Below are 20471 nucleotides of genomic sequence, written 5' to 3'. Positions count from 1 at the left end.
ATATGCAATTAACTACAGAAAAAAAGTCATTTTGGTTACAGGGAATTAGTATTGAAAAAAGAAATAAAGCATTAAAGTTAGTTCGTGATATAGCAGAGCAATTAAAGGATCCGATGTATGTAGAAAAAATTGTTATGGAGCCTGATAATATACCAAATGGAGGAACACTTCATCCATGGGACCCCATTACTTTATCCCATGGTTATCCAGGTACTATAATGTTATTTGCAGAATTAGATCGACAGTTTCCAAAAGAGGGATGGGATCTTATTGCACATAGTCACTTGGTAGAAATACAAAAGGCAATAGAAAAACAAGGTGTGAATAGTATTTCTATGTTTGGCGGTGTTTCTGGTATTGCGTATGCGACATCGTATGCTTCGCGTAACTATGAAAGATATCATATATTTTTACAAAAGTTAAATGAATTTGTACTTTCGCAGTTACATCTTGTATTGAACTACGGGAAAGAAGAATGTGGTGTTCATCCATTTATGTACGATACAATCCAAGGTGCTACTGGAGTAGGGCGTTATTTACTGCAAAATATTCAACTTGAATCAAATTTGGAAGCACTCAAACAAATTCTCAATTGTTTTATTAATATGTCTAATGACATTGAGGTGAATGGAGAAGTTCTACCTGGTTGGTACGTACCGTACACCAATCAGTTTTTGGAAACAGATAAGATACTATTTCCGGATGGGAATTTCAATTGCGGCCATGCTCATGGAATGCCTGGCCCACTTTCCTTGATGGCGTTGGCTATCGAACAAGGAATTGAAGTTCCTGGACAAAAGCAAGCGATTCGTAAAATGATAGATTGGCTAATAAAATGGCAAGATGAAGGTTCGTGGCCTGCGAGGCTTAGTTTTAAAGAAGTGGTCAATGACCAATCATACCACGTGTATCCGAAGCGAAAAGGCTGGTGCTATGGAAATCCAGGAGTAGCAAGAGCTCTCTATCTGGCTGGGAGATCCTTGAAGGATCAGAAGGCCATGAAAATTGCATTAAGTTCTTATCAAGATACACTTTTGCAAAGTGAGGAAGAATGGGATTTATCTTCTCCAACATTTTGTCATGGAAGAGCGGGATTATTACAAATGTCTATTAGGATGGCAAAAGATGAAGATGGGGAAATATCGATGCAATCCATTACAAAATTAATAGATTATGTAATGGATGCATATGATCCTCAAGCACCATTTGGCTTTAAAGACTTACAATCCAATGAGCAGACTTCAAACGAGCTAAACAAGGTAGGACTATTGGAAGGTGTAAGTGGTGTACTTTTAACATTATTAAGTCTAAGCGCAGTAGAGGAACCATGGTGGGACGGAGTATTTCTAATTTCCTAATCAAGAATTGAGAGGATGTTACAGTATGAACCAAATGAATCAATTGCTTAATTCTAAGAAAATATTAGTAGGAGTAAGCGGCTCTATTGCAGTAGCTGGAATTTTTCAATATTTAGCTATATTGAAAGCGAATTTTAGTGAAGTAAAGGTTATCATGACAAAAAGTGCAATAAAACTTATCCCTGCAGAAACCGTGAAATTATATTGTAATGAGGTATTTATCGATGAGGAACTTACCCTAAGTGGTAAACCAGGTCATGTGGAATTGGCTAGATGGGCAGACTTACTAATGGTATTACCAGCTACAGGAAATACTATTTCAAAAGTAGCTCATGGTTTAGCTGATGATTTATTAAGTACAGTCATTCTTGCTCATGATAAACCAGTTCTCTTTTTTCCTAATATGAACAAATTAATGTGGGAGAAAAAAGTAGTTCAGAATAATGTTAAACTTTTAAAAGAATATGATCATATAGTGATTCCGCCTTTGAAAACAACAGCTTTTGAAATTGCGACTATGTCTTTGAAACCGAACTATGTTTTACCTAATAATCAAGAAGTATTGCATATACTCTTTAAGGAATTTGAGAAAAGAAAGTCAGTAACTGTACATGAAACGGTTGAAATGCACTAAAACTCACATTTTTGTGAGTTTTTTTCTTTTCTTTATTCTTTTCTTTATTTTTTTTCTTTTCTTTATTTTTTTTTAATATTTGTCTTCTATATTAGTCCATAAGGAGGGATTTTATATGAATAATGAAATAGTTTTAGAAGCAAATCACTTAACAAAAACTGTAGGTGGCAAGACAATAGTAAATGATTTTTCAACTAAAATATATAAAGGAGATATTTGTGGTTTTCTGGGGCCGAATGGGGCAGGAAAAACAACTGTTATGCGTATGTTTACAGGATTAATTCGCCCGACAAAAGGAGTCATAAAAATAAGTGGTCAAGATGTAAATCAAAATAGACAACAGGCTTTGATGAATATGGGCGCAATTATCGAATCACCAATATTCTTCCCGTATATGACGGGTAGAAAAATGCTACAAAATTTAGCGAGATTATACCCTGCTCTTTCTCGAAAAGAACAATTGGAACAAGTAGAAGCAATACTATCTATTGTAAGGTTAACTGACGATGCAGATGTGAAAATTAAAAATTATTCATTAGGAATGAGACAGCGACTCGGGATTGCACAAGCTCTTCTAGGTGATCCAGATGTTATTTTATTAGATGAGCCAGCCAATGGTCTGGATCCTATGGGCATGAGAGAGCTAAGGGAATTAATTCTTGAACTTCGTGAAAAGAAAAATTTAACCTTTTTTATTTCAAGCCATTTACTAGATGAAATTCAGCAAATGTGTGACCGCCTTGTCATAATTAGAAATGGAAAGCTTATCACCCAAGGAAGGAAAGAAGAGTTAATTACAGATCCAACAAAAAGGTTGGAAGATGTGTTTGTGGAGATGATGACATCATGAGGGGGCTTTTTATTTCTGAATTTGAAAGGCTTTGGACGCAAAAAATAACTTGGATAATCTTGTTTTTCTTACCTTTAATGGTAGTTGCGTCAGTTAAATATTATCTAAACTGGAATCAACATACTTCTCCTGGAAGACCAGATTACGTTACTGCTTTAAATTTTCCTATAATAAGTATTTCTGAGCATCTTGTGGTTTCGTTTAATATTATCGCTATAATACTGATTTCTACTGTTATAGCGCATGAAGTAGAAAATGGACAATTAAGAATGATTTTGATTCGTCCATTTTCTACCTCACAACTTTTTGTAGCTAAGCTTGCTACTATATTAACTACCATGTTCCTATATTTAACTTTGTTTTGGATTTTTAATTCCATAGCAGGCTATTTATTCTTTCCAAAAGTAGATACATTAATAACATTTATAGATGAAACCAAGGTTTCTATTGCAGGGGCGATACTATATAACTTAAAGTATTTCTTTGCATGTTTCATTACTATGATTTGTATTGTTTCTGTATTTACATTAATAGGGGCGTTAAGTAGAAGTACGATGATCACTCTTGGATCAGGGGTGGCCTTTATTTTCTTTGCTATTGCAATTCCACAGATTTTAGAATTCTCTAGCCAAACGATAATTAGCGCTAATACTGTACTACATCTTATGTACATGTCAATCGTTAAAATTCAGCATACAGGTATAGCATTTCTACTTTCATCAAGTAATAGTATAAACATTTACATTGTTATAGTGGAAGCGATTTATATTTTCTTATTTGGAATGTTCGCATACTTGTCATTTGTGAAAAGAGATTATTTTATTTGAAAACTAGGAGGGAGTTCAATTGAAAGCATTAGTTATAAGTGAATGGGAACGACTATGGAATCAGAAAAAAAGTAAATGGATGTTGGGGATTTTTACTGTTATTGTTTTTCTTCAAGCTTGGTTTTTGAAGTACTATGGGGTTGGGATTTATAATGATGGGCAACAAGTGCCACTAAATTCTTGGAATTTTTCATGGTTTTTATTAAAGGAATCTTCTTTCTTAATTACTTTGATTTTCATGCCTGTATGTTTCTTGAATAGCTTAAATGTAGAATACAACTCAGGAGCATATCGTCTATTTTTAATTAGGCCTTTTCAACGATTAACCTTTCTTATGTCAAAATGGTTTTCTCTTTCTGTAATGGTATTACTCTACTTATTTGTTGTTCTTTTTATTGGCATAGTACTTGGGTTGGTGTTTTTTAAAGCAGATGATGCTTTTACTTTCTACGGTCAACAAAAGACCTCTATAGAAGCAATATTCTATACGGTACAAGTATATGGATTGTTTTTTATTATTCAAATGTGTGGTTTAGCTATTGCTAGTTTAATAAGTATCATAATTTCAAATGCAGTTATTAGCTTTTTCCTTCTGATTGGAATTTACATCGGCTGCTTGTACATAAGTCAGTTATCGTTCTTTTTATTATCCGTTCAAAGTATCTTCCATGCTCTCAGCACAGGAAGTAACAGTTTATACGTCCTGATTCTAGGTATCATGATTATTAGTGTTAGCGTTTGTATAAGCATTTGGAATAAAAAAGAATTTACATGTTAATAAAAGGATAGAAGGGAGGTTTACCATGATTATGTTAGAAGCTAAAGGAATTGAGAAAGTTTATAAAACTAATTTCCAAGAATATCCAGTTTTAAATAATGTCAACTTAACTGTTCATGAAGGAGATTTTGTAGGGATTATGGGACCTTCAGGGAGTGGAAAGTCTACACTTTTAAATGTGCTTTCCTCTCTTGATTTTCCTTCAAATGGAGAAATTACAATTAAGGGACAGAATTTAACTAATATGAATAGTGATCAATTAAGCAATTATCGTCGCGAAAATATTGGTTTTATTTTTCAAAATTACAATTTGTTAGATCACTTAACAATTGAAGAAAATATTCTTCTACCCGCAGCTTTAAGAATGGGGAGCAAAAAGGGTGTTAGGGATAAACTCGAAACATTAGTGAATGAACTAAATATTGAACCGCTTTTGCCAAAGTATCCCTATGAAATCTCTGGGGGACAACAGCAAAGAGCTGCTATTATTCGTTCGTTAATTAACGATCCTTATCTGTTATTTGCTGATGAACCGACGGGAAATCTAGATTCAAAATCTGCTTATGATGTATTGAATATACTAAAAACATTGAATGAAACACATAAATCAACAATCTTAATGGTAACTCACGACTCTGTAGCTGCTAGTTTTTGCAACAGGGTCATATTTTTGAAAGATGGCAAGATTGTTCATGAGATGCAACGTTCCCATGAAGAAAAGCAATTCAGTTTCAATCAACGTATACTACTCTATATCTCTAAGGAAGTGGGGGAGAATGATGTCAATATTTTCACTCGCACTTAAAAATATAACTCGCAATCTTTCACTGTATATAGTGTATCTTGTAAGTTGTATTCTATCAGTTACAATTTTTTATATGTACGCAGCATTTCTTTCATATCCAAAAGTTTCTGGAATAGAGCAACTGTTAATTGCGTGTGAATTCATCATCTTGCTATTTTCATGCTTTTTCATTTCATATTCTTATGACCATTTTCTTACTGAACGGAAAAAGGAAATTGGTATTTGGAAAACATTCGGAGCTTCAAAAAAACAATTATTTATTATCATAGTTTTAGAAAATTCGATAATTGGAGCAATTTCTATCTTAATTGGGATTATGATTGGTATAGTACTATCCAAAAGCTTTTTTGATTTCATCGGGAAATCTCTCTTCTTAAGCGAGTCATTTTCCTATTTCTTCTCTCCAATTGCTACCTTTTTTACAGTTATTTTGTTTGGAGTTCTGTTCTTTTTTGTTTCATTGCGTAGTTATTATAAAATCGGACGCATTTCTGTTTTGGAATTATTTCAAGAGACAAGAAAACCAAAGGATTTACCTAGGTTTTCAAAGAAGAAATTCATTATTTCCCTGTTAATTTTGGTTATTTCTTATGTTTTTATCCTTAATGCATCTTTACCCGTACTATTATTCTCTTTTCTACCTGTAGCTGCTCTTTTATTATTAGGAACGTACCTTTTTTGTTCGCACGGATTAGTAGGAACTGTGTCCTATTTAATCAATAAAGAAAAAAAGCATTTAAATGGCATTCGAATGCTAATATTTATAAGTCTAAGGAAAAAACTTTATTATAATGCTAAAATTATCTTCCTTGTTTCAATACTCTTATCAATGATAATGATATTAATCAGCTCCATATATTTATATTCAGAGTTGAATGATCAAAGAATGCGAAATAGCCACCCACAGCCAGCTATATTTATTGTTGATAAAAAACAAGAGAATACACTAGAATCTGCTTTAGAGAAAAGCTTCAAAGGAGAGGTTGAGGGATTTCATAAGAAAAAATGGGAAGGTATATTACTGAATTCATCAAAGGGAGAAGGTAAAACCTTTATACTACAAACAGATTCATTCTTTATAAAGGACTGGACAGAAACAAAAAAAGATAACCTGTTATTTAGTAAAAAAAATGAGAATATCGATAAGTTGCATATCCAAACAAATAACGGTAATACAGAATTGATAGTAAAAAATATGGTCGAAAAACAGGCGATTAACTCGGTATCTCGGATAGATAATGTAGCTTTTGTACCAGCAGATACTTTTAATGAATTAGAGAAGGGATCATTACCTACTCAACATGTTTCATTTTACACATTAGATTTCAAGGAAAATAATAAGGGTTATAGTGCACTAAAAAAATTATTTGAGACACTCCCTTTAGAGATAAAGGAACAGTCCAGTGTTCGTCTTCTACATTATGAAAATACAGTTCAATTAACTTCAGTTTTATGGATAATAGCATTATTTATCGGTTTTATCTTGTTAATTGCTTTATCCAGTCTTCTTTGGTTTAAGTTATATGAAGATATATCTAATGATAGAAAAATATTTCACTCTTTAAGAAAAATCGGTTTGAATTTCAATGAAATAAAAAAAACATTAAGGGTTCAAATTGCTATAATTTTCTTTGTACCAATTATTCTGGGGGGGATAAATCTATTTATAGCAATCTACGCCTTGCAAAATATATTGGGAGGAATTAAAATTTACTCAATAATATTAATATTTTTTATTTTCTTAGTCTTCCAATTAATATTTTTCTTCATTTCAAACCACTATTACTATAAAAAAGTTGTTCATGAAAAGAATATTAATTAACAAGAAAATATATTTTACAAAATAATAAGATTTTTAATCTAAACTAGAAAGGAGTGTTTTTTTATGAATGGAACGATTCTTGTTGTAGATGATGAGTCAGAAATTGTAGATGTACTCTCTGATATATTCTCTGATCGTGATTATAAAGTTCTCAAGGCCTACAATGGAGAACAAGCGCTAGATCATTTAAAAACACAAGTTGATTTAGTCATTTTAGATATTATGATGCCTAAAATGGACGGTTTTGAATTTTGTAAGGTCGTTCGTGAACAAATAAAATGCCCGATTCTATTTTTGAGTGCTAAACATTCAGAAATAGATAAAGTAAAAGGCTTTACTTTAGGTGGAGATGACTATATTACAAAACCATTCCAAGTTAAGGAGCTAATTGCACGTGTTGAGGCCCACTTGAGGCGTGAGAAAAGAGAACGTGTAAACTTGCAAAATCAACGTTTCTTAGGAAACTTGACCATTAACTATTCACAGCATGATGTTTTCATTGATGGAGTAAAAATAGATGTAACGAGTAAAGAGTTTAAAATATTAGAGCTTTTAACGGTAAATCTAGGACAAATCTTTTCTAAGGAACAAATTTATGAAAAAATTTGGGGGCTGGATGCAGTTGGGGATCTCAATACAATAATAGTACATATTAATAACTTAAGAGCTAAGTTAAGTTTAGGTATGTCAACTTACCATATTAAAACCGTATGGGGAGTTGGCTATAAGTTGGAGAAATGTTAATGTTAAAAAAATTATCGTTGAAAAACCAATTTATTCTAACATTTGCAGCTGTAATATTTTTAAGTATTGTCAGTACGGTTTGTACGTTAATTTTAATATACTCTTTTCTTTTTATTTATAATGAAAAATCTGTTTTACCTGCCAACCATTATGAAAAACAAGTGCCCAGCATTGAAAAATTTGTAGAAATGAATGGGGATAAAATAGTAGATTTATCCTATCAAAAAAAACTAGAGAAAGTGATTCCAATGCAAGGAATTACTTATCAAGTTATGAATACGAATGGAAATAGATTATATGGTACATTGAGCGATGAATTATTGAAAAATGATAAAGAAGTGTATCATAAAATAAATACATCTACTCAAAATGGTAAACTAATTACAAAATACATTCCAATTATAAGTAATGGTAAACTAGTTGGTGTGCTTGCTGTACGATACATATTAGCTGCATCTATTGATTATTACATAGAATATGTATTTATTATTGCTTTTCTTGTTCCTTTTATATTTTTAACGCTTTATTCTTATTTATTAGCTAAGCGTTTAGGAAAACAGTTGAATAAACCTATCAAAGAGGTAATAATGGCCTCACAAAAAATTAAAAACAAGGATTTAGACTTTGAAATAAAATATGAAAGTGAAAATGAAATAGGTATATTAATTGATTCTTTCAATAGTATGAAGGAAGAATTAAAAAATTCATTGTATGTTCAATGGAAATTAGAACAGGAACGTCGGGATATGGTTGCTTCCATTGCACATGATTTGCGAACACCGTTAACTATTATTTTGTCTCATGTAGAAGTATTAATGGAACCCATGCCAAATAATCAAAAACGGATTCATCACTACTTGCAAACAATTAAGAATAATACAGAAAGAGTATTGCATTTAACAGAAGAAATGAGGAGAGTCTCTGAAGTGGACAACCCTGATTTCACTCTTATGATTTGCAATATAGCTCCAGCTGAAATGATTCCAGAAATGCTTGAAGAGTTTAAGGAATTGGCAGAAAATGAAGATATACAATTAACCTATACTTTACTTATTAAATCAGAAGAAAAAAATCTTAAGTTTGCACTTGATCCGAATCGTTTGCATCAAATTCTTACGAATATTATTTCTAATAGCATTCGTTTTACTCCAAAAAAAGGAAGAATTGATGTGCAAGTGGAGGTGAAAAAAGACGTTATGTCTTTTTCTATCTCGGATTCTGGAGTTGGATTTAATACAAAAGATATTCCGTTTTTATTTAGTAAATTCTACCAAGGTGACCTTTCAAGGTCAAATCAACTACATCATGGACTTGGTTTGTATATCGTGGAAAAATTGGTTAAAAAACACGGTGGAGAAATTCATGCTGAAAATAATGAGATTCAAGGGGCATGCATTTCATTCACGATACATTCTCTTTTTAGTAACGAAAAAAGGAACTATGAATTGTCATAGTTCCTTTTCATTATTTAATAGCATTATATACGTCCAGCTGTCCGTTCCCCCAAGAGGCTTTATCAGGTGCTATATCTTTCTTTATTCCGTTTTTGTAAAGGTGTGAAATTGATCTTTTCGGTTGATTTTTAAAATTATAGTGATTGATAATTAGAGCTAGTGTAGCGGATACTTTCGGAACTGCCATTGATGTACCAGCGGCAAATAAGTATCTTCCAGTATTAAAAGTTGTCAGTACTTCCTCTTGTCGGAAAAGACCAGTATTCCACCATACCTCTTCGCCATATTGTTGCCATAAACGATAATCTCCTCCTGGAGCAGATATGTCAATGACCCCTTCTCCGTAATTAGAGAATACAGAACGTTGTCCGGTTGGACCGGTTGATGATACTGTTACTACACCTGGTAATTCCCCAGGTGCTTCTATTCCTACACCAGTAAATATTTTCCCCTCTTTTTCATATTTTTGTTTAAGAAAGTTATTTAGCTCCTGTTTATTAGCCACGTTTACAGAATCATTTCCTGCAGAAGCTACTACTACACTACCATGCTGATTGGCATATTCTATAGCACGTTTGTAACCTTCTACTTCTGCCCATCCATTGTCTACAAGTTTTCCATTTTCATAGACTTTTCCATTTACATAATAGGAACCAAGACTAAGGTTGATAACATCTACATCATCCTTAGCTGCTTCGATGATGGCATTAATGACCCAGGCTGCATCAGCTGATTTATTTCCAAATACACGATATGCTCTGATTCCCGTATCAGGAGCAACGCCTTTTAATTCCCCATTTGCAGCAATAGATCCTGAAACGAGAGTTCCATGGCCATTGATATCATTTATATTATTAATATCACCTGTCTCTTCAGGTTCAGTACCTCTCAATCCTCCCTTTGGAACGAAGTTTTTAGATCCAGGAATAAGATTTTTTACTAAGTCAGGATGATCCACATCGACTCCCGAATCAATAATTCCAACAACCACATTATGAGAGCCAGTTTCTTTTTTATAACTTTCTCCATTATGAGTAATTTCCTTCATGTCCCATTGCATATCCCATAAGGGAGGTAGGTTTGTATCTAATGTTTTTGTTGAGAGAGTTGATAAATTAGGCATTTTTATGGAATGAGGAACCTCTGGTTTTTCGACTTGCAAAGAAGGATTAACTGATTCAAATAAGGGAGATTGATTTTTAGAAATTTGTGTATCTCCTTTGAATTGAATGAGTCCTATCTCCGGGACAGTATAAGTAATTTCTCCATTCTCCTTTTTTATCTCAGTGATGCCTTGCTCAAATTTTGATGGGTCTTTTAATAAAACGGTGTAATATTGCTTAGGTTTTTCCTGAGCATGTCCTACATTAGAAAGTAAAAAACACGTTAACGCGGTTGAAATGACAGTGATTGCTTGTTTTTTCATAATTATCCCCTTACTTTTATAAATTGGAGGTAGAATTTGAAGATGAACCGCAGAACAAGGCCCTATTGCCCACTTTATAATTCCACTTAGATCCTATAAATAAGGTAACAAATCATTCGGAATTTTAAATCTGTATATACCGTACATATAAGTGGTATTTAGCGCAATATTACTTTCTTTGGAGTTACTTTAAAAACAGAAGCATAATTCTTTTGGTGGAGAAGCCATCAATTTTTTGTTCTAATGAGTGAATGAAATTAAAAAAGTATCCTAAAGTAAATAGGGGGTATCTGTATTTAGGTCTTTATTCAGTAGGGAACTTATTGTTTTTGTATTTGAAGGTTATAAATATGTATAGCAATAGCAATAAAAATGAAATGTGAATTTAAATATTTAGGAGAGTGTATGATGGGATATTTAAGAGTTTTCACCTTAAGGGATGGTCGTGAAAAAGCAATAATAGTAGAGCCATGGCGTTTATTTAAAGAAGAAATGAATGTTTTAGGAATCAAAGATTCGGATGCGTTCTAAATTCATCTAATCGAGTATAAAAAAGAAAAGCAATTTACTAGACAGAATATGAGACAGAAATGAATCGTGTTATGTATAAATATCATAATTACGCACATGTTATATACGAATAAAATGGAGGTGTAATTATGAATATTCAAAGACACGAAAACAATAATAATGAAATTCATATTTCCGCTGCTGCAAGTGCAATCGAGCAGATGAAATGTGAATTTGCTCGTGAACTAGGGATTACACTTGGTCCAGAAACATCTGCGCGTGCTAATGGTTCTGTTGGTGGAGAAATTACTAAGCAAATTGTTCAAATGGGTGAGGAACAATTAATGGGACAATATAGATTGCATCAACATACCATATAAGCAATTAAAAAATATCCTTTCTTTAAACGAAAGGTATTTTTCCTATATTTTTACATTGATTTCAAAAATATAGAATCTATACAAAAAAATGAAGGGTCATATTAGTTTATAACGCATTATAGGTATCTAAATGTCTTGAATTCGTTTTGAGGTAAAATGAATGGTTTGAAAGGTTTTAAAACATGAATTGTCTTTCCCTGTAGTTAAAGTGTATGTTTTCACTTATTTTGAACAAATTCCCCCTTTAATTATTTGCATGTTATTCTTTATATAGACAACCTAATGTTTGTATAATATATTTCTACTTATCTGTTAATTATTACATCTTTTCATTATATATGGGGTGAGGAGGGAAGGGGTACACATGCATATGAAGCTCTAGACACATTCGTAATTTCGCAAAGTTGATTTACAGTCATATTTCCTTCTTTATATAGCTTTACTGCATAATTCATTCCTGCGTGATTTTCATGATACTTCTTTAAACGACCTTTAAACTTTCCTTCTTTTTTTGCAAACTCAATCCCTTCACGTTGTCGCATACGAATAAGATCTCGCTCTAATTGGTTAACACCAGCCATTACAGTAATTAAGAACTGGCTGTATCGATTATCTTCTGATAAATCTAGCTATGTATCCTTTAGTGATTTTAAGCTCGCTTTTTTACCTCGTATAAACTCAATTAATTTAAACAAATCCTGTGTGTTACGAGTGATCCGAGTTAAGTTTGTAACATAAATAATGTCACCTTCCTGTAAATCCTCAAACATTTTTTGAAGTTGCTCGCGATCCTTTGTTGCTCCAGAAACTTTTTCTTCAAAAATAATATCCATTCCAATTTCGTTCAGTTGCTGAAATTGCCTTGAAGGGTTCTGGCTAGTCGAACTGACATGTATATAACCGATTTTCCGCAAAACATCACCCCCTTTTTTGAGATTAAGTCTTATGAGACGCTCTTAACTAAGATTTTATAAGTCTACTATAATTGTATCAATAGAGTACACTCTATTGGGATGGATTTAAAATATATACGATTCAAAGACCAGTTTAAATATGGAGTGCTTCTAATTTGAAAAAGTAAAAAAACAACTTGGATTCGCTAATAGATTAGGATTTGCCATACAAATTGCTTACTTACGTTTTCCAGGAAGACCATTATCTGAGAATGGAAAATATGATTAATGCTACTCTTATTAACAATGCAAAGGGAACCTGCTACATTCTCATATGCAATATTACATATAAGAATGTATTGATAATAATGTAAGCGCTTACTATAATAAAAACATAAAGATAAATCACATCTTAGCAACAACAAAAGAGGAGGAAATAATATGGAAATCGCAATGGCAGTTTTGAAATTTTTAGGTGGAGTAATTCCATTAGTTCAAGAACTTTTAAAAGTATTTATGTAAGTTTATTATTCGGCAATTATTTATAAATAATTATCATACCTTAATACGAAAAACAGAAGGGTATATTTTTTGAAAATTAAGAAAAACAACAAAGGAATAAAATTTCTAACATGTTTATTAGTTAGTTTATGCACTATTAATTATTCATCTATTTCCTTCGCGGAAACACAAACAGGTAATGCAAATGATGCAACAAAAAATGCTAGTGGCATTGATACTGGCATAGCAAGTTTAAAGTATGATAGTAGAGATATTTTAGCAGTAAATGGTGATAGAGTAGAGAGTTTTGTTCCGAAAGAAAGTATCAATTCAAATGGTAAATTTGTAGTAGTTGAACGTGAGAAAAAATCACTTACAACTTCACCAGTCGATATTTCGATTATTGATTCTGTGGCTAATCGTACTTATCCAGGAGCCGTACAACTTGCAAATAAAGCTTTTGCAGATAATCAACCTAGTTTATTAGTGGCTAAGAGAAAACCTTTGAATATTAGTATAGACTTACCTGGCATGAGAAAAGAAAATACAATAACTGTTCCAAATCCAACATATGGTAATGTGTCTGGAGCAGTAGATGATTTAGTATCTACTTGGAATGAAAAGTATTCTAAAACACATACGTTACCTGCAAGAATGCAGTATACAGAATCTATGGTTTATAGTAAATCACAAATCGCAAGTGCCCTTAACGTTAACGCTAAATATCTTGATAACAGTCTAAACATTGATTTTAATGCGGTTGCAAATGGAGAGAAAAAAGTGATGGTAGCGGCATATAAGCAAATATTTTATACCGTAAGTGCTGAACTACCTAACAATCCATCCGATCTTTTTGATAATAGTGTTACTTTTAGTGAGTTAACTCGTAAAGAGGTAAGTAATGCGGCTCCGCCTGTTATGGTGTCAAATGTAGCTTATGGCAGAACAATTTATGTGAAGTTAGAAACAACATCTAAGAGCAAAGATGTACAAGTTGCCTTTAAAGCCTTACTTAAGAATAACAGCGTGGAAACGAGTGGACAGTACAAAGATATTTTTGAAGAAAGTACTTTTACCGCTGTAGTAATAGGTGGAGATTCAAAAGAGCATAACAAGGTTGTTACAAAAGATTTTAATGAAATACGAAATATCATTAAAGATAATGCAGAATTAAGTCTTAAAAATCCAGCATACCCAATTTCATATACAAGTACTTTTTTAAAAGATAATGCAACTGCTGCTGTTCATAACAATACAGATTATATTGAGACTACAACTACAGAATATTCAAGTGCTAAAATGACGCTTGATCATTACGGTGCATATGTTGCTCAATTTGATGTATCTTGGGATGAATTCTCATATGATCAAAATGGGAAAGAAGTACTAACACATAAAACTTGGGAAGGAAGCGGTAGAGACAAAACTGCTCATTTCTCTACAGTCATACCACTTCCACCGAATTCAAAAAATGTAAAAGTCGTAGCGAGAGAATGTACAGGTCTTGCATGGGAATGGTGGAGAACAATTATTAATGAACAAAATGTTCCGTTAACAAATGAAATAAAGGTTTCAATTGGAGGAACAACATTATACCCAACTGCTAATATTAATCATAATTAAAGGCAACGTATACGTTCGAAGCACCCTGTTTACAGGGCGCTTTTTTACTTAGTTGAAAGTATATCGGCGTTTTTCAAATATATCATAATCAATTCGCAAATCTTATAATCATATTTTTTGATGGCTGCATGAATGTTTTCAATGATTTCATTCCTTATTATTAAATCCCTATAAATTTAAATTAGCCTATCTTTATTAATTCATTATGTATCAGCATTTGGATTTTTTATAAAGAAAAGGCACTATCCTCAAAGTACCTCTTCCTACTTAATCCACAATGGGATAGCAACACATCGCCATCCTTTCTGTATATTTCTACAAAAAGAATAACGTTCTCTATGAATTATAGATATAAATTTATCTTAGGTTGATAGTGATTTATGATGCCTCCATATACATAAATACATTTTGTCGAAATTATTAAAAAGGGGAATTTTTCTATTTGAAGAACTAATAATTGATTGTCAATATGTATTAGAAATCTCAATCTAAACTAAAGGAGAACAAAATGGGACAAAACAATAAAGGCTTTTCTGAAACAGGATTGCGCAAAATGCGCAATGTACTGGCGCAGCATGTCGATTCTGGAAAGATTCCTGGGCTCGTCGCCTTAGTCAGCCGAAACGGGGAGACGCACGTCGAAGCGCTTGGAACAATGAGGCATGATGGTGGCGCACCAATGCGTCGGGACACGATCTTTCGATTGGCGTCCACTAGCAAGCCGATCGCAGTTTCACCAGTAATGGTTCTGCTCGACGAGTGCAAACTGCATTTAGACGACCCAGTAGACAAATGGCTGCCCGAACTCGCTGACCGGCAGGTGTTGAAACAGCCCGATGGTCCACTGGAAGAGACCGTCCCAGCACGGCGTCCTATCACTGTACGAGACCTGTTGACCTCCACATTCGGTCTCGGAGTGGATCTCACGTTGATGGGTTCTCCGATCATGAACGCGTTCTTCGAGAGTGGGATATTCGACACGCCAGGGCAGGATATGCCCGATCCAGATGAGTTTATGTGTCGCCTAGGTGCACTTCCGCTAAGCTACCAGCCCGGAGAGCGGTGGCAGTATCATATCAGTATTGAAGTGCTCGGCATTCTTGTTGCCAGGGTCACGGGTCAGACATTCGAGTCGTTCCTGCGCGAACGCATATTCGATCCACTGGGAATGAAGGACACTGGTTTCTACGTGCCTGAGCTCAAGATTGACCGGCTTCCACCTGCCTTCAACCCCGATCCGCAGACAGGTGAGTTCATCGTGTGGGATGAGGGTGCAGGCGGACGTTACAGCAAACCTCCAGCATTTCAAGCAGGCGGTGGTGGGCTGCTCGCAACCATCGACGATTATCACGCGTATTTGCAGATGCTGTTGAACAAAGGGATGCACGGAACCAAACGGATTCTGTCTAGGCCCGCAGTCCAGCTGATGACCACCAACCGTCTTACTCCTGAACAACAAGTATACCGAGACGATTTGGCCAAAAACAACGTCCATTTGTCGTTTGGACAAGGGATACAAGGTGGCTGGGGCTTTGGGATGGGGGTGCGTACCTATCTTGGAGACTACGCGTCTATCGGTCAATTCGGCTGGGATGGCGGAACTGGCACTACAGCTTACGCTGATCCAGACAAACAGTTTATTGGAATTCTGTTCACCCAGGTTGGGATGTCAACTCCGGCCCCATCGCATCTTATCCAAGACTTCTGGACCACGGTCTACCAAGCAATCGAAGACTGAAACCGAACTTAGGTATTGTTTAAAGGAAAACTCCAAGACAAATTATACGCATGATGGCCACCATCAACACCATGGTTAAAAGCTATGGCAGGACGGGAAGTGTTGGAAGTACTAGGAGAACAGTTTGGCATTATTAATAAGAGCCCAATAAAAAATCCTCTTGGATGCAAGAGGATTTTTTATTGGGAATAGTAAGGATGAGGGGAGGTGCATTACATATGGGAAAAGGTAGAAGTAATAATGCTGGTAAAAAGCAACCGAATTTCGATGATTCATCTAATTTCGCTAAACAAAGCCAACCGACAGAAAAGAAGAAATAAGAAAAGGATCTCTCTTTATTAAGAGAGATCCTTTTTTAAATATATTGACGTTTCAGCACAACATATCGATTGCTTAACCAAATAGTCATAAATACAAGGCTTAAACTCCTGCGAATGGAAGCCAATTTAATATTATTGTCCTGCTTTTTCTAATGGGTGGAATGATTGCTCAAATTGTAGCCTTGAGGAACCCTCAGCGAGTTCTAAGTATAACTTTGATTGCATCAAGTATTTTTGGCTCTGAAGACAACAAACGGAATTTGCCTCCGATCGATGAGAAGATACTCACTTACCATGCTAATGGGGCCAAACTAAATTGGTCGGATGAAGAATCTGTTGCAAATTACTTGGTTACAGGATCAGTGTTACTCTGTGGTTCAAAGCATAAGTTCGATGAGAAGAGGGCTTATAAGCAGGTAGAAAAAGAAATAAAACGAGCAAATAACCTACTCAGTATATTTAATCACTCACTTCTTAAAGGCGATGATTCTTATGAGGGGAAGTTAAAAGAAATTAATATACCTACTTTGGTTATCCACGGTACAGAAGATACGCCGGTGAATCTAAAATACGAATACGCTTGAAAACAGAAGTGTATGGAGAAGAAATTGGCATAGATGTGGCCAATTTTTTGCTTAGTAGTTCGGCTAGTAGGTGTTGTAAAAGTTGGACGGCCGCCTTATTAAACCGTTGATTCAGTCCCTCAGGACTGATGAGTACTTCTGTTGATGCTTCTAAACAGCTAGATAACTGAGTTAAAGAAGTCATAGCTACATTTTGGCTCACCCATACACATAAAGCTACTAAATCTTTTGCTTGGTACTTACTGGTTCGTTGTACAAAACCAACATCTCTAGCAAGATCCCGTAAGGTATTTGGAGATAAAAAACTTTGAATCTCTTGAGCGAATAGTTGTAATTCGTCAGATACAGAAACAGACATAAAAAACGCCATCCTTTCCTATGATTCTACAGAAAGAATAACGTATTTTTTTCATTTTGAGGATATTTCTTTTTATTAGCTGGATAGCGACGGGGTACTTCAAAATCTTAAGTTGATGGGCATGTATGGTACCCTAATATAAACTCAACATTAATTTGAGAAGACTCTTCAAAAAAAATATTTTTCAAAAAATCTTTTTTGATTATCTAGTTTTTGAAACAATGTGCTTGCTTCTTGACCATAATCTCTAAATATACCTCCAGTAACAGGATCGTTTACTTCATTTAACTTTAATTTTTTTCAAGCCATATATTTGCTAATTTACAGATACCTTCAGTAATCTCATGTTCACTTAAGTTTCCTAAACCTAATTGAATATGTGGATATTTAGGTGCTTTTTTAACAAAATATTGAGAGCATGGATAAACAGTAACGCCATTGCTAAATGCTTTATTTATCAAATCTTTCTCGCTCATTTGAGTTTTGACTTCAATAACTACATAAATACCAGAGTAGTAACCCTTGATTTTTATATTGTTTTTAAAATGCTTATTGATCTCTTCGCATAGTACTTTTATTTTACGTTTATAAAGAGTTTTCATTTTCCTTAAATGTGCATACCAATATCCCTCTGATATAAAGTAGGCTAGCGTTCTTTGATGAACAGAAGAAGCAGTTTGTTCTAGTAAAGGCCCAATTTTCTCATACGTAGGAAGTAATCGTTTAGGTAATACCATGTAACTTACACGGATTGAGGGTAATAATGCTTTAGAAAATGTGCTTAAATACACAGTTCTATCATTAGAATCTATACTATGTAAAGAGGGGACAGGTTGATGAATATAACGAAATTCACTATCGTAATCATCCTCAATAATATATCCATTAACCTGTTCAGCCCAGTTAATGAGTTGTAACCTTTCACTAACAGGCATCGTTAATCCATATGGAAAATGATGAGTTGGTGTAACGTATACCAATCTTGTGTCTGTTGTACACAATTGATCAACGTCAAGGCCATTTTCAATAACAGCTATAGGTTCAACGGAGAATGACTGTAAGGAAAAAAGTTCCCTTGCTCCATTGTAACCAGGGTCTTCTACAGCTATCCGATGAAATTCTTTTTTTAAAAGAAGGGTCAAAATCAATAACAAATGTTGTGTACTGCTACCAATCAGTATTTGCTTATTAACAGCACTTACACCTCTTGATTGAAACAGATAATCTGATATAGCTGTCCTTAACAACATGTCCCCTTGTTTTTCCCCGTAGGAATACATGATAGGATCCATTAAGACTTTATTTGTTAGGCTTCTCCACTTTGCAATAGGAAAGTTCTCCCTGTCCACCGTACCAATTTTAAAATCAATGGTTTTTCTTATATCTTTTTGTCTTCCTCTAGGAGTTACTACAGTAGGCTCATATGTAAGTACTTGATTAGACATATTTGCCTGTACAAAATAGCCCTTTTTATTTTCACTTCGTATATAACCTTCTGCTAGAAGTTGTTCATAAGCCACTTGTGTAGTATTTCTACTTACATTTAAAAGTTCTGCTAATTGTCGAATAGAAGGTAGTTTTGTATCATAGGTAATTTTTCCTGATAATATTTGCATCCGTATATAAACATATATTTGCTGATACATTGGAACATTACCACTCTGATCTATATTAAAAATGAGTTCTTTCACTTAATACACCCCAACTGTCATTTTAAATTATTATAAACTGTACCTTTTACAAATGACAGTAAAGATTAGTATTAAGTATAGGAATTCATACAATATTTTTTAAGAGGAATGATGATAAGTTGGTTAAAATTATGTATTTATTTTGTTTAATTGTTTGGGGACTTAATTTTATTGTAGTTAAGATTCAAGGTACACCAGTTAGTCTAGAACTCTCGTTATTATACCGTTTAGTTCTAACGGCAATCTTATTTTTAGTTCTCATATGGTTTATTAAACCTAATGGAAAACCTAATAGAAAAGATATTCCATTTGTCGTTTTATTTGGCATTTGCAATTTTGCATTGAGTTACCTATGTCTCTATTATGCTACTATAATGAGTTCTGCCGCTATCGTAACTTTGATTTTTTCATTGAAAGTTATTTTAACTCCAATTGCCCTTCGAATTTTTTTGAAAGAGAAGCTACATTCTCGTGTTTTAATTGGAGGAATTCTAGGAGTGCTAGGCGTATGTATTCTTATCTATCCGAATATAAACAGTTTTAAAGGATTTGATGATGTAAAAGGAATTATGATGGCTATTCTAGGTACTATTCTTACAGCGATAGGAGATGCTAGCTCTGCAAGAAATTCAAAACATAAGGTTAATCCCGTATATGCAAATTCAATTGGCTTTACAGCAGGAAGTGTATTGATAGGAGCGATTGTATTACTTCAAGGAGAAAAACTAGTCTTTCCAACATCTATTTCATACTTATCTGCTTTACTATACTTAACCCTAATTGCTTCTTTTGCAGCATGGTTATTCTATTTGAAACTTGTAGATAGAATTGGAGGGGCAAAAAGTGGTTATATGGTAGCACTTTTCCCTGTAATTGGAGGAATAGCTTCTGTGATAATTGGCGAATCAGATTTATCTGTATATTTATTTGCTGGCTGTCTTTCAAGTTGTATTGGAGCTGCTATTGCTTTAGGATTTGGAACAAAATATCAAAATATAGAATTACGGATAAAAAAGACTAGTTAAAAATCAGAATTTAGTGTTGATAATGGTTGGAAGCGGAACATGGTTATTTATTAGGGGGCACTATACATGCCCATCATGCTAAGGTCTTGAAGTACCCCCTAAACGGAATTTTTACTTTTCTACAGTTATTTATGTGAATTCAACTCGTTT

At 33.9% G+C, this 20471-nt stretch carries 16 protein-coding genes and 4 pseudogenes; 16 read left to right on the top strand and 4 right to left on the bottom strand.

Translation table 11 applies throughout. The annotated features are described in order from the left end of the window. Positions 1-2: 2 nt before the first annotated feature. The 9 genes from NSQ69_RS16095 to NSQ69_RS16055 all read left to right on the top strand — a co-directional run bounded on the left by NSQ69_RS16095 (position 3) and on the right by NSQ69_RS16055 (position 9272). Complete coding sequence (locus NSQ69_RS16095; RefSeq protein WP_002167992.1) at positions 3-1358, top strand: lanthionine synthetase C family protein; 1356 nt, start codon at positions 3-5, stop codon at positions 1356-1358. Between the two features lie 25 nt (positions 1359-1383). Next, positions 1384-1992, top strand: coding sequence for a flavoprotein (locus tag NSQ69_RS16090; protein WP_002128197.1), 609 nt, complete (start codon positions 1384-1386; stop codon positions 1990-1992). A 115-nt stretch (positions 1993-2107) separates the two neighbouring features. Then, positions 2108-2842: an ABC transporter ATP-binding protein gene (locus NSQ69_RS16085; RefSeq protein ID WP_001058380.1), complete on the top strand. Its 735-nt coding sequence runs from the start codon at positions 2108-2110 to the stop codon at positions 2840-2842. Beyond that, positions 2839-3669, top strand: coding sequence for an ABC transporter permease (locus tag NSQ69_RS16080; protein WP_002128195.1), 831 nt, complete (start codon positions 2839-2841; stop codon positions 3667-3669). Before NSQ69_RS16085 ends, NSQ69_RS16080 begins: the two co-directional genes overlap by 4 nt. 19 nt (positions 3670-3688) lie before the next feature. Then, positions 3689-4447 (top strand): ABC transporter permease, encoded by a 759-nt coding sequence (locus NSQ69_RS16075; RefSeq protein ID WP_002128193.1) that lies wholly within the window; start codon positions 3689-3691, stop codon positions 4445-4447. 25 nt (positions 4448-4472) lie between these two features. Beyond that, complete coding sequence (locus tag NSQ69_RS16070) at positions 4473-5252, top strand: ABC transporter ATP-binding protein (protein WP_002128192.1); 780 nt, start codon at positions 4473-4475, stop codon at positions 5250-5252. Continuing rightward, entirely contained in the window at positions 5227-7074 is a 1848-nt protein-coding gene (locus NSQ69_RS16065) for an FtsX-like permease family protein (protein WP_263892961.1), read from the top strand. Before NSQ69_RS16070 ends, NSQ69_RS16065 begins: the two co-directional genes overlap by 26 nt. A gap of 63 nt (positions 7075-7137) precedes the next feature. Beyond that, complete coding sequence (locus NSQ69_RS16060; protein ID WP_001014563.1) at positions 7138-7818, top strand: response regulator transcription factor; 681 nt, start codon at positions 7138-7140, stop codon at positions 7816-7818. Next, positions 7818-9272 (top strand): sensor histidine kinase, encoded by a 1455-nt coding sequence (locus tag NSQ69_RS16055; RefSeq protein ID WP_002128187.1) that lies wholly within the window; start codon positions 7818-7820, stop codon positions 9270-9272. The genes NSQ69_RS16060 and NSQ69_RS16055 overlap by 1 nt, the downstream gene beginning before the upstream one ends. Positions 9273-9282: 10 nt before the next feature. Here NSQ69_RS16055 and NSQ69_RS16050 read toward each other — a convergent pair whose 3' ends face one another. Further along, entirely contained in the window at positions 9283-10698 is a 1416-nt protein-coding gene (locus tag NSQ69_RS16050; RefSeq protein ID WP_000743643.1) for a S8 family peptidase, read from the bottom strand. 408 nt (positions 10699-11106) lie between these two features. Here NSQ69_RS16050 and NSQ69_RS16045 point away from each other — a divergent pair, with 408 nt between their 5' ends. Both NSQ69_RS16045 and NSQ69_RS16040 read left to right on the top strand, forming a co-directional pair. Further along, entirely contained in the window at positions 11107-11229 is a 123-nt protein-coding gene (locus tag NSQ69_RS16045; protein ID WP_000541014.1) for a hypothetical protein, read from the top strand. A 128-nt stretch (positions 11230-11357) separates the two neighbouring features. After that, on the top strand, positions 11358-11588 hold the full coding sequence (locus NSQ69_RS16040) for an alpha/beta-type small acid-soluble spore protein (RefSeq protein ID WP_002128181.1): 231 nt from the start codon (positions 11358-11360) through the stop codon (positions 11586-11588). A gap of 332 nt (positions 11589-11920) precedes the next feature. Here the strand turns inward: NSQ69_RS16040 and NSQ69_RS16035 are convergent. Next, positions 11921-12502 (bottom strand): annotated as a pseudogene (locus NSQ69_RS16035) (recombinase family protein). Between the two features lie 163 nt (positions 12503-12665). On the opposite strand from NSQ69_RS16035, the pseudogene NSQ69_RS27795 reads away from it, so the two are divergent. From NSQ69_RS27795 to NSQ69_RS16020, 4 genes and pseudogenes are all read left to right on the top strand, one after another. Further along, positions 12666-12761, top strand: a pseudogene (locus tag NSQ69_RS27795) (DUF4158 domain-containing protein); the annotation flags it as partial. 311 nt (positions 12762-13072) lie between these two features. Continuing rightward, entirely contained in the window at positions 13073-14605 is a 1533-nt protein-coding gene (locus NSQ69_RS16030; protein WP_341099494.1) for a thiol-activated cytolysin family protein, read from the top strand. A 508-nt stretch (positions 14606-15113) separates the two neighbouring features. Continuing rightward, a complete protein-coding gene (locus NSQ69_RS16025; RefSeq protein ID WP_002128176.1) occupies positions 15114-16343 on the top strand; it encodes a serine hydrolase domain-containing protein in 1230 nt (409 codons plus the stop codon). Positions 16344-16815: 472 nt separating this feature from the next. Further along, a pseudogene (locus NSQ69_RS16020) lies at positions 16816-17241 on the top strand (alpha/beta fold hydrolase); the annotation flags it as partial. Here NSQ69_RS16020 and NSQ69_RS16015 read toward each other — a convergent pair. Both NSQ69_RS16015 and pdxR read right to left on the bottom strand, forming a co-directional pair. After that, positions 17207-17605, bottom strand: a pseudogene (locus NSQ69_RS16015) (IS4 family transposase); the annotation flags it as partial. The pseudogenes NSQ69_RS16020 and NSQ69_RS16015 overlap by 35 nt on opposite strands. Positions 17606-17895: 290 nt before the next feature. Further along, positions 17896-19296 (bottom strand): MocR-like pyridoxine biosynthesis transcription factor PdxR, encoded by a 1401-nt coding sequence (pdxR, locus tag NSQ69_RS16010; protein WP_002017132.1) that lies wholly within the window; start codon positions 19294-19296, stop codon positions 17896-17898. Positions 19297-19427: 131 nt separating this feature from the next. Between pdxR and NSQ69_RS16005 the strand changes: the two genes are divergently transcribed. Continuing rightward, on the top strand, positions 19428-20321 hold the full coding sequence (locus NSQ69_RS16005; RefSeq protein ID WP_033713434.1) for a DMT family transporter: 894 nt from the start codon (positions 19428-19430) through the stop codon (positions 20319-20321). The last annotated feature ends 150 nt before the right edge of the window (positions 20322-20471 follow it).

It is taken from the genome of Bacillus sp. FSL R10-2201, from assembly GCF_038008665.1.
Taxonomy (GTDB): domain Bacteria; phylum Bacillota; class Bacilli; order Bacillales; family Bacillaceae_G; genus Bacillus_A; species Bacillus_A mycoides.
Note: the sequence above shows the minus strand (reverse complement) of the source record. Positions and strands in the feature narration are given on the sequence as shown.

Excerpts from the sequence above, each read along its gene's own strand:
- NSQ69_RS16095 (WP_002167992.1), top strand. The coding sequence starts at position 3 with ATGCAATTAACTACAGAAAAAAAGTCATTTTGGTTACAGGGAATTAGT.
- NSQ69_RS16090 (WP_002128197.1), top strand. The coding sequence starts at position 1,384 with ATGAACCAAATGAATCAATTGCTTAATTCTAAGAAAATATTAGTAGGA.
- NSQ69_RS16085 (WP_001058380.1), top strand. The coding sequence starts at position 2,108 with ATGAATAATGAAATAGTTTTAGAAGCAAATCACTTAACAAAAACTGTA.
- NSQ69_RS16080 (WP_002128195.1), top strand. The coding sequence starts at position 2,839 with ATGAGGGGGCTTTTTATTTCTGAATTTGAAAGGCTTTGGACGCAAAAA.
- NSQ69_RS16070 (WP_002128192.1), top strand. The coding sequence starts at position 4,473 with ATGATTATGTTAGAAGCTAAAGGAATTGAGAAAGTTTATAAAACTAAT.
- NSQ69_RS16065 (WP_263892961.1), top strand. The coding sequence starts at position 5,227 with ATGTCAATATTTTCACTCGCACTTAAAAATATAACTCGCAATCTTTCA.
- NSQ69_RS16060 (WP_001014563.1), top strand. The coding sequence starts at position 7,138 with ATGAATGGAACGATTCTTGTTGTAGATGATGAGTCAGAAATTGTAGAT.
- NSQ69_RS16055 (WP_002128187.1), top strand. The coding sequence starts at position 7,818 with ATGTTAAAAAAATTATCGTTGAAAAACCAATTTATTCTAACATTTGCA.
- NSQ69_RS16050 (WP_000743643.1), bottom strand. The coding sequence starts at position 10,698 with ATGAAAAAACAAGCAATCACTGTCATTTCAACCGCGTTAACGTGTTTT.
- NSQ69_RS16045 (WP_000541014.1), top strand. The coding sequence starts at position 11,107 with ATGGGATATTTAAGAGTTTTCACCTTAAGGGATGGTCGTGAAAAAGCA.
- NSQ69_RS16040 (WP_002128181.1), top strand. The coding sequence starts at position 11,358 with ATGAATATTCAAAGACACGAAAACAATAATAATGAAATTCATATTTCC.
- NSQ69_RS16025 (WP_002128176.1), top strand. The coding sequence starts at position 15,114 with ATGGGACAAAACAATAAAGGCTTTTCTGAAACAGGATTGCGCAAAATG.
- NSQ69_RS16005 (WP_033713434.1), top strand. The coding sequence starts at position 19,428 with ATGTATTTATTTTGTTTAATTGTTTGGGGACTTAATTTTATTGTAGTT.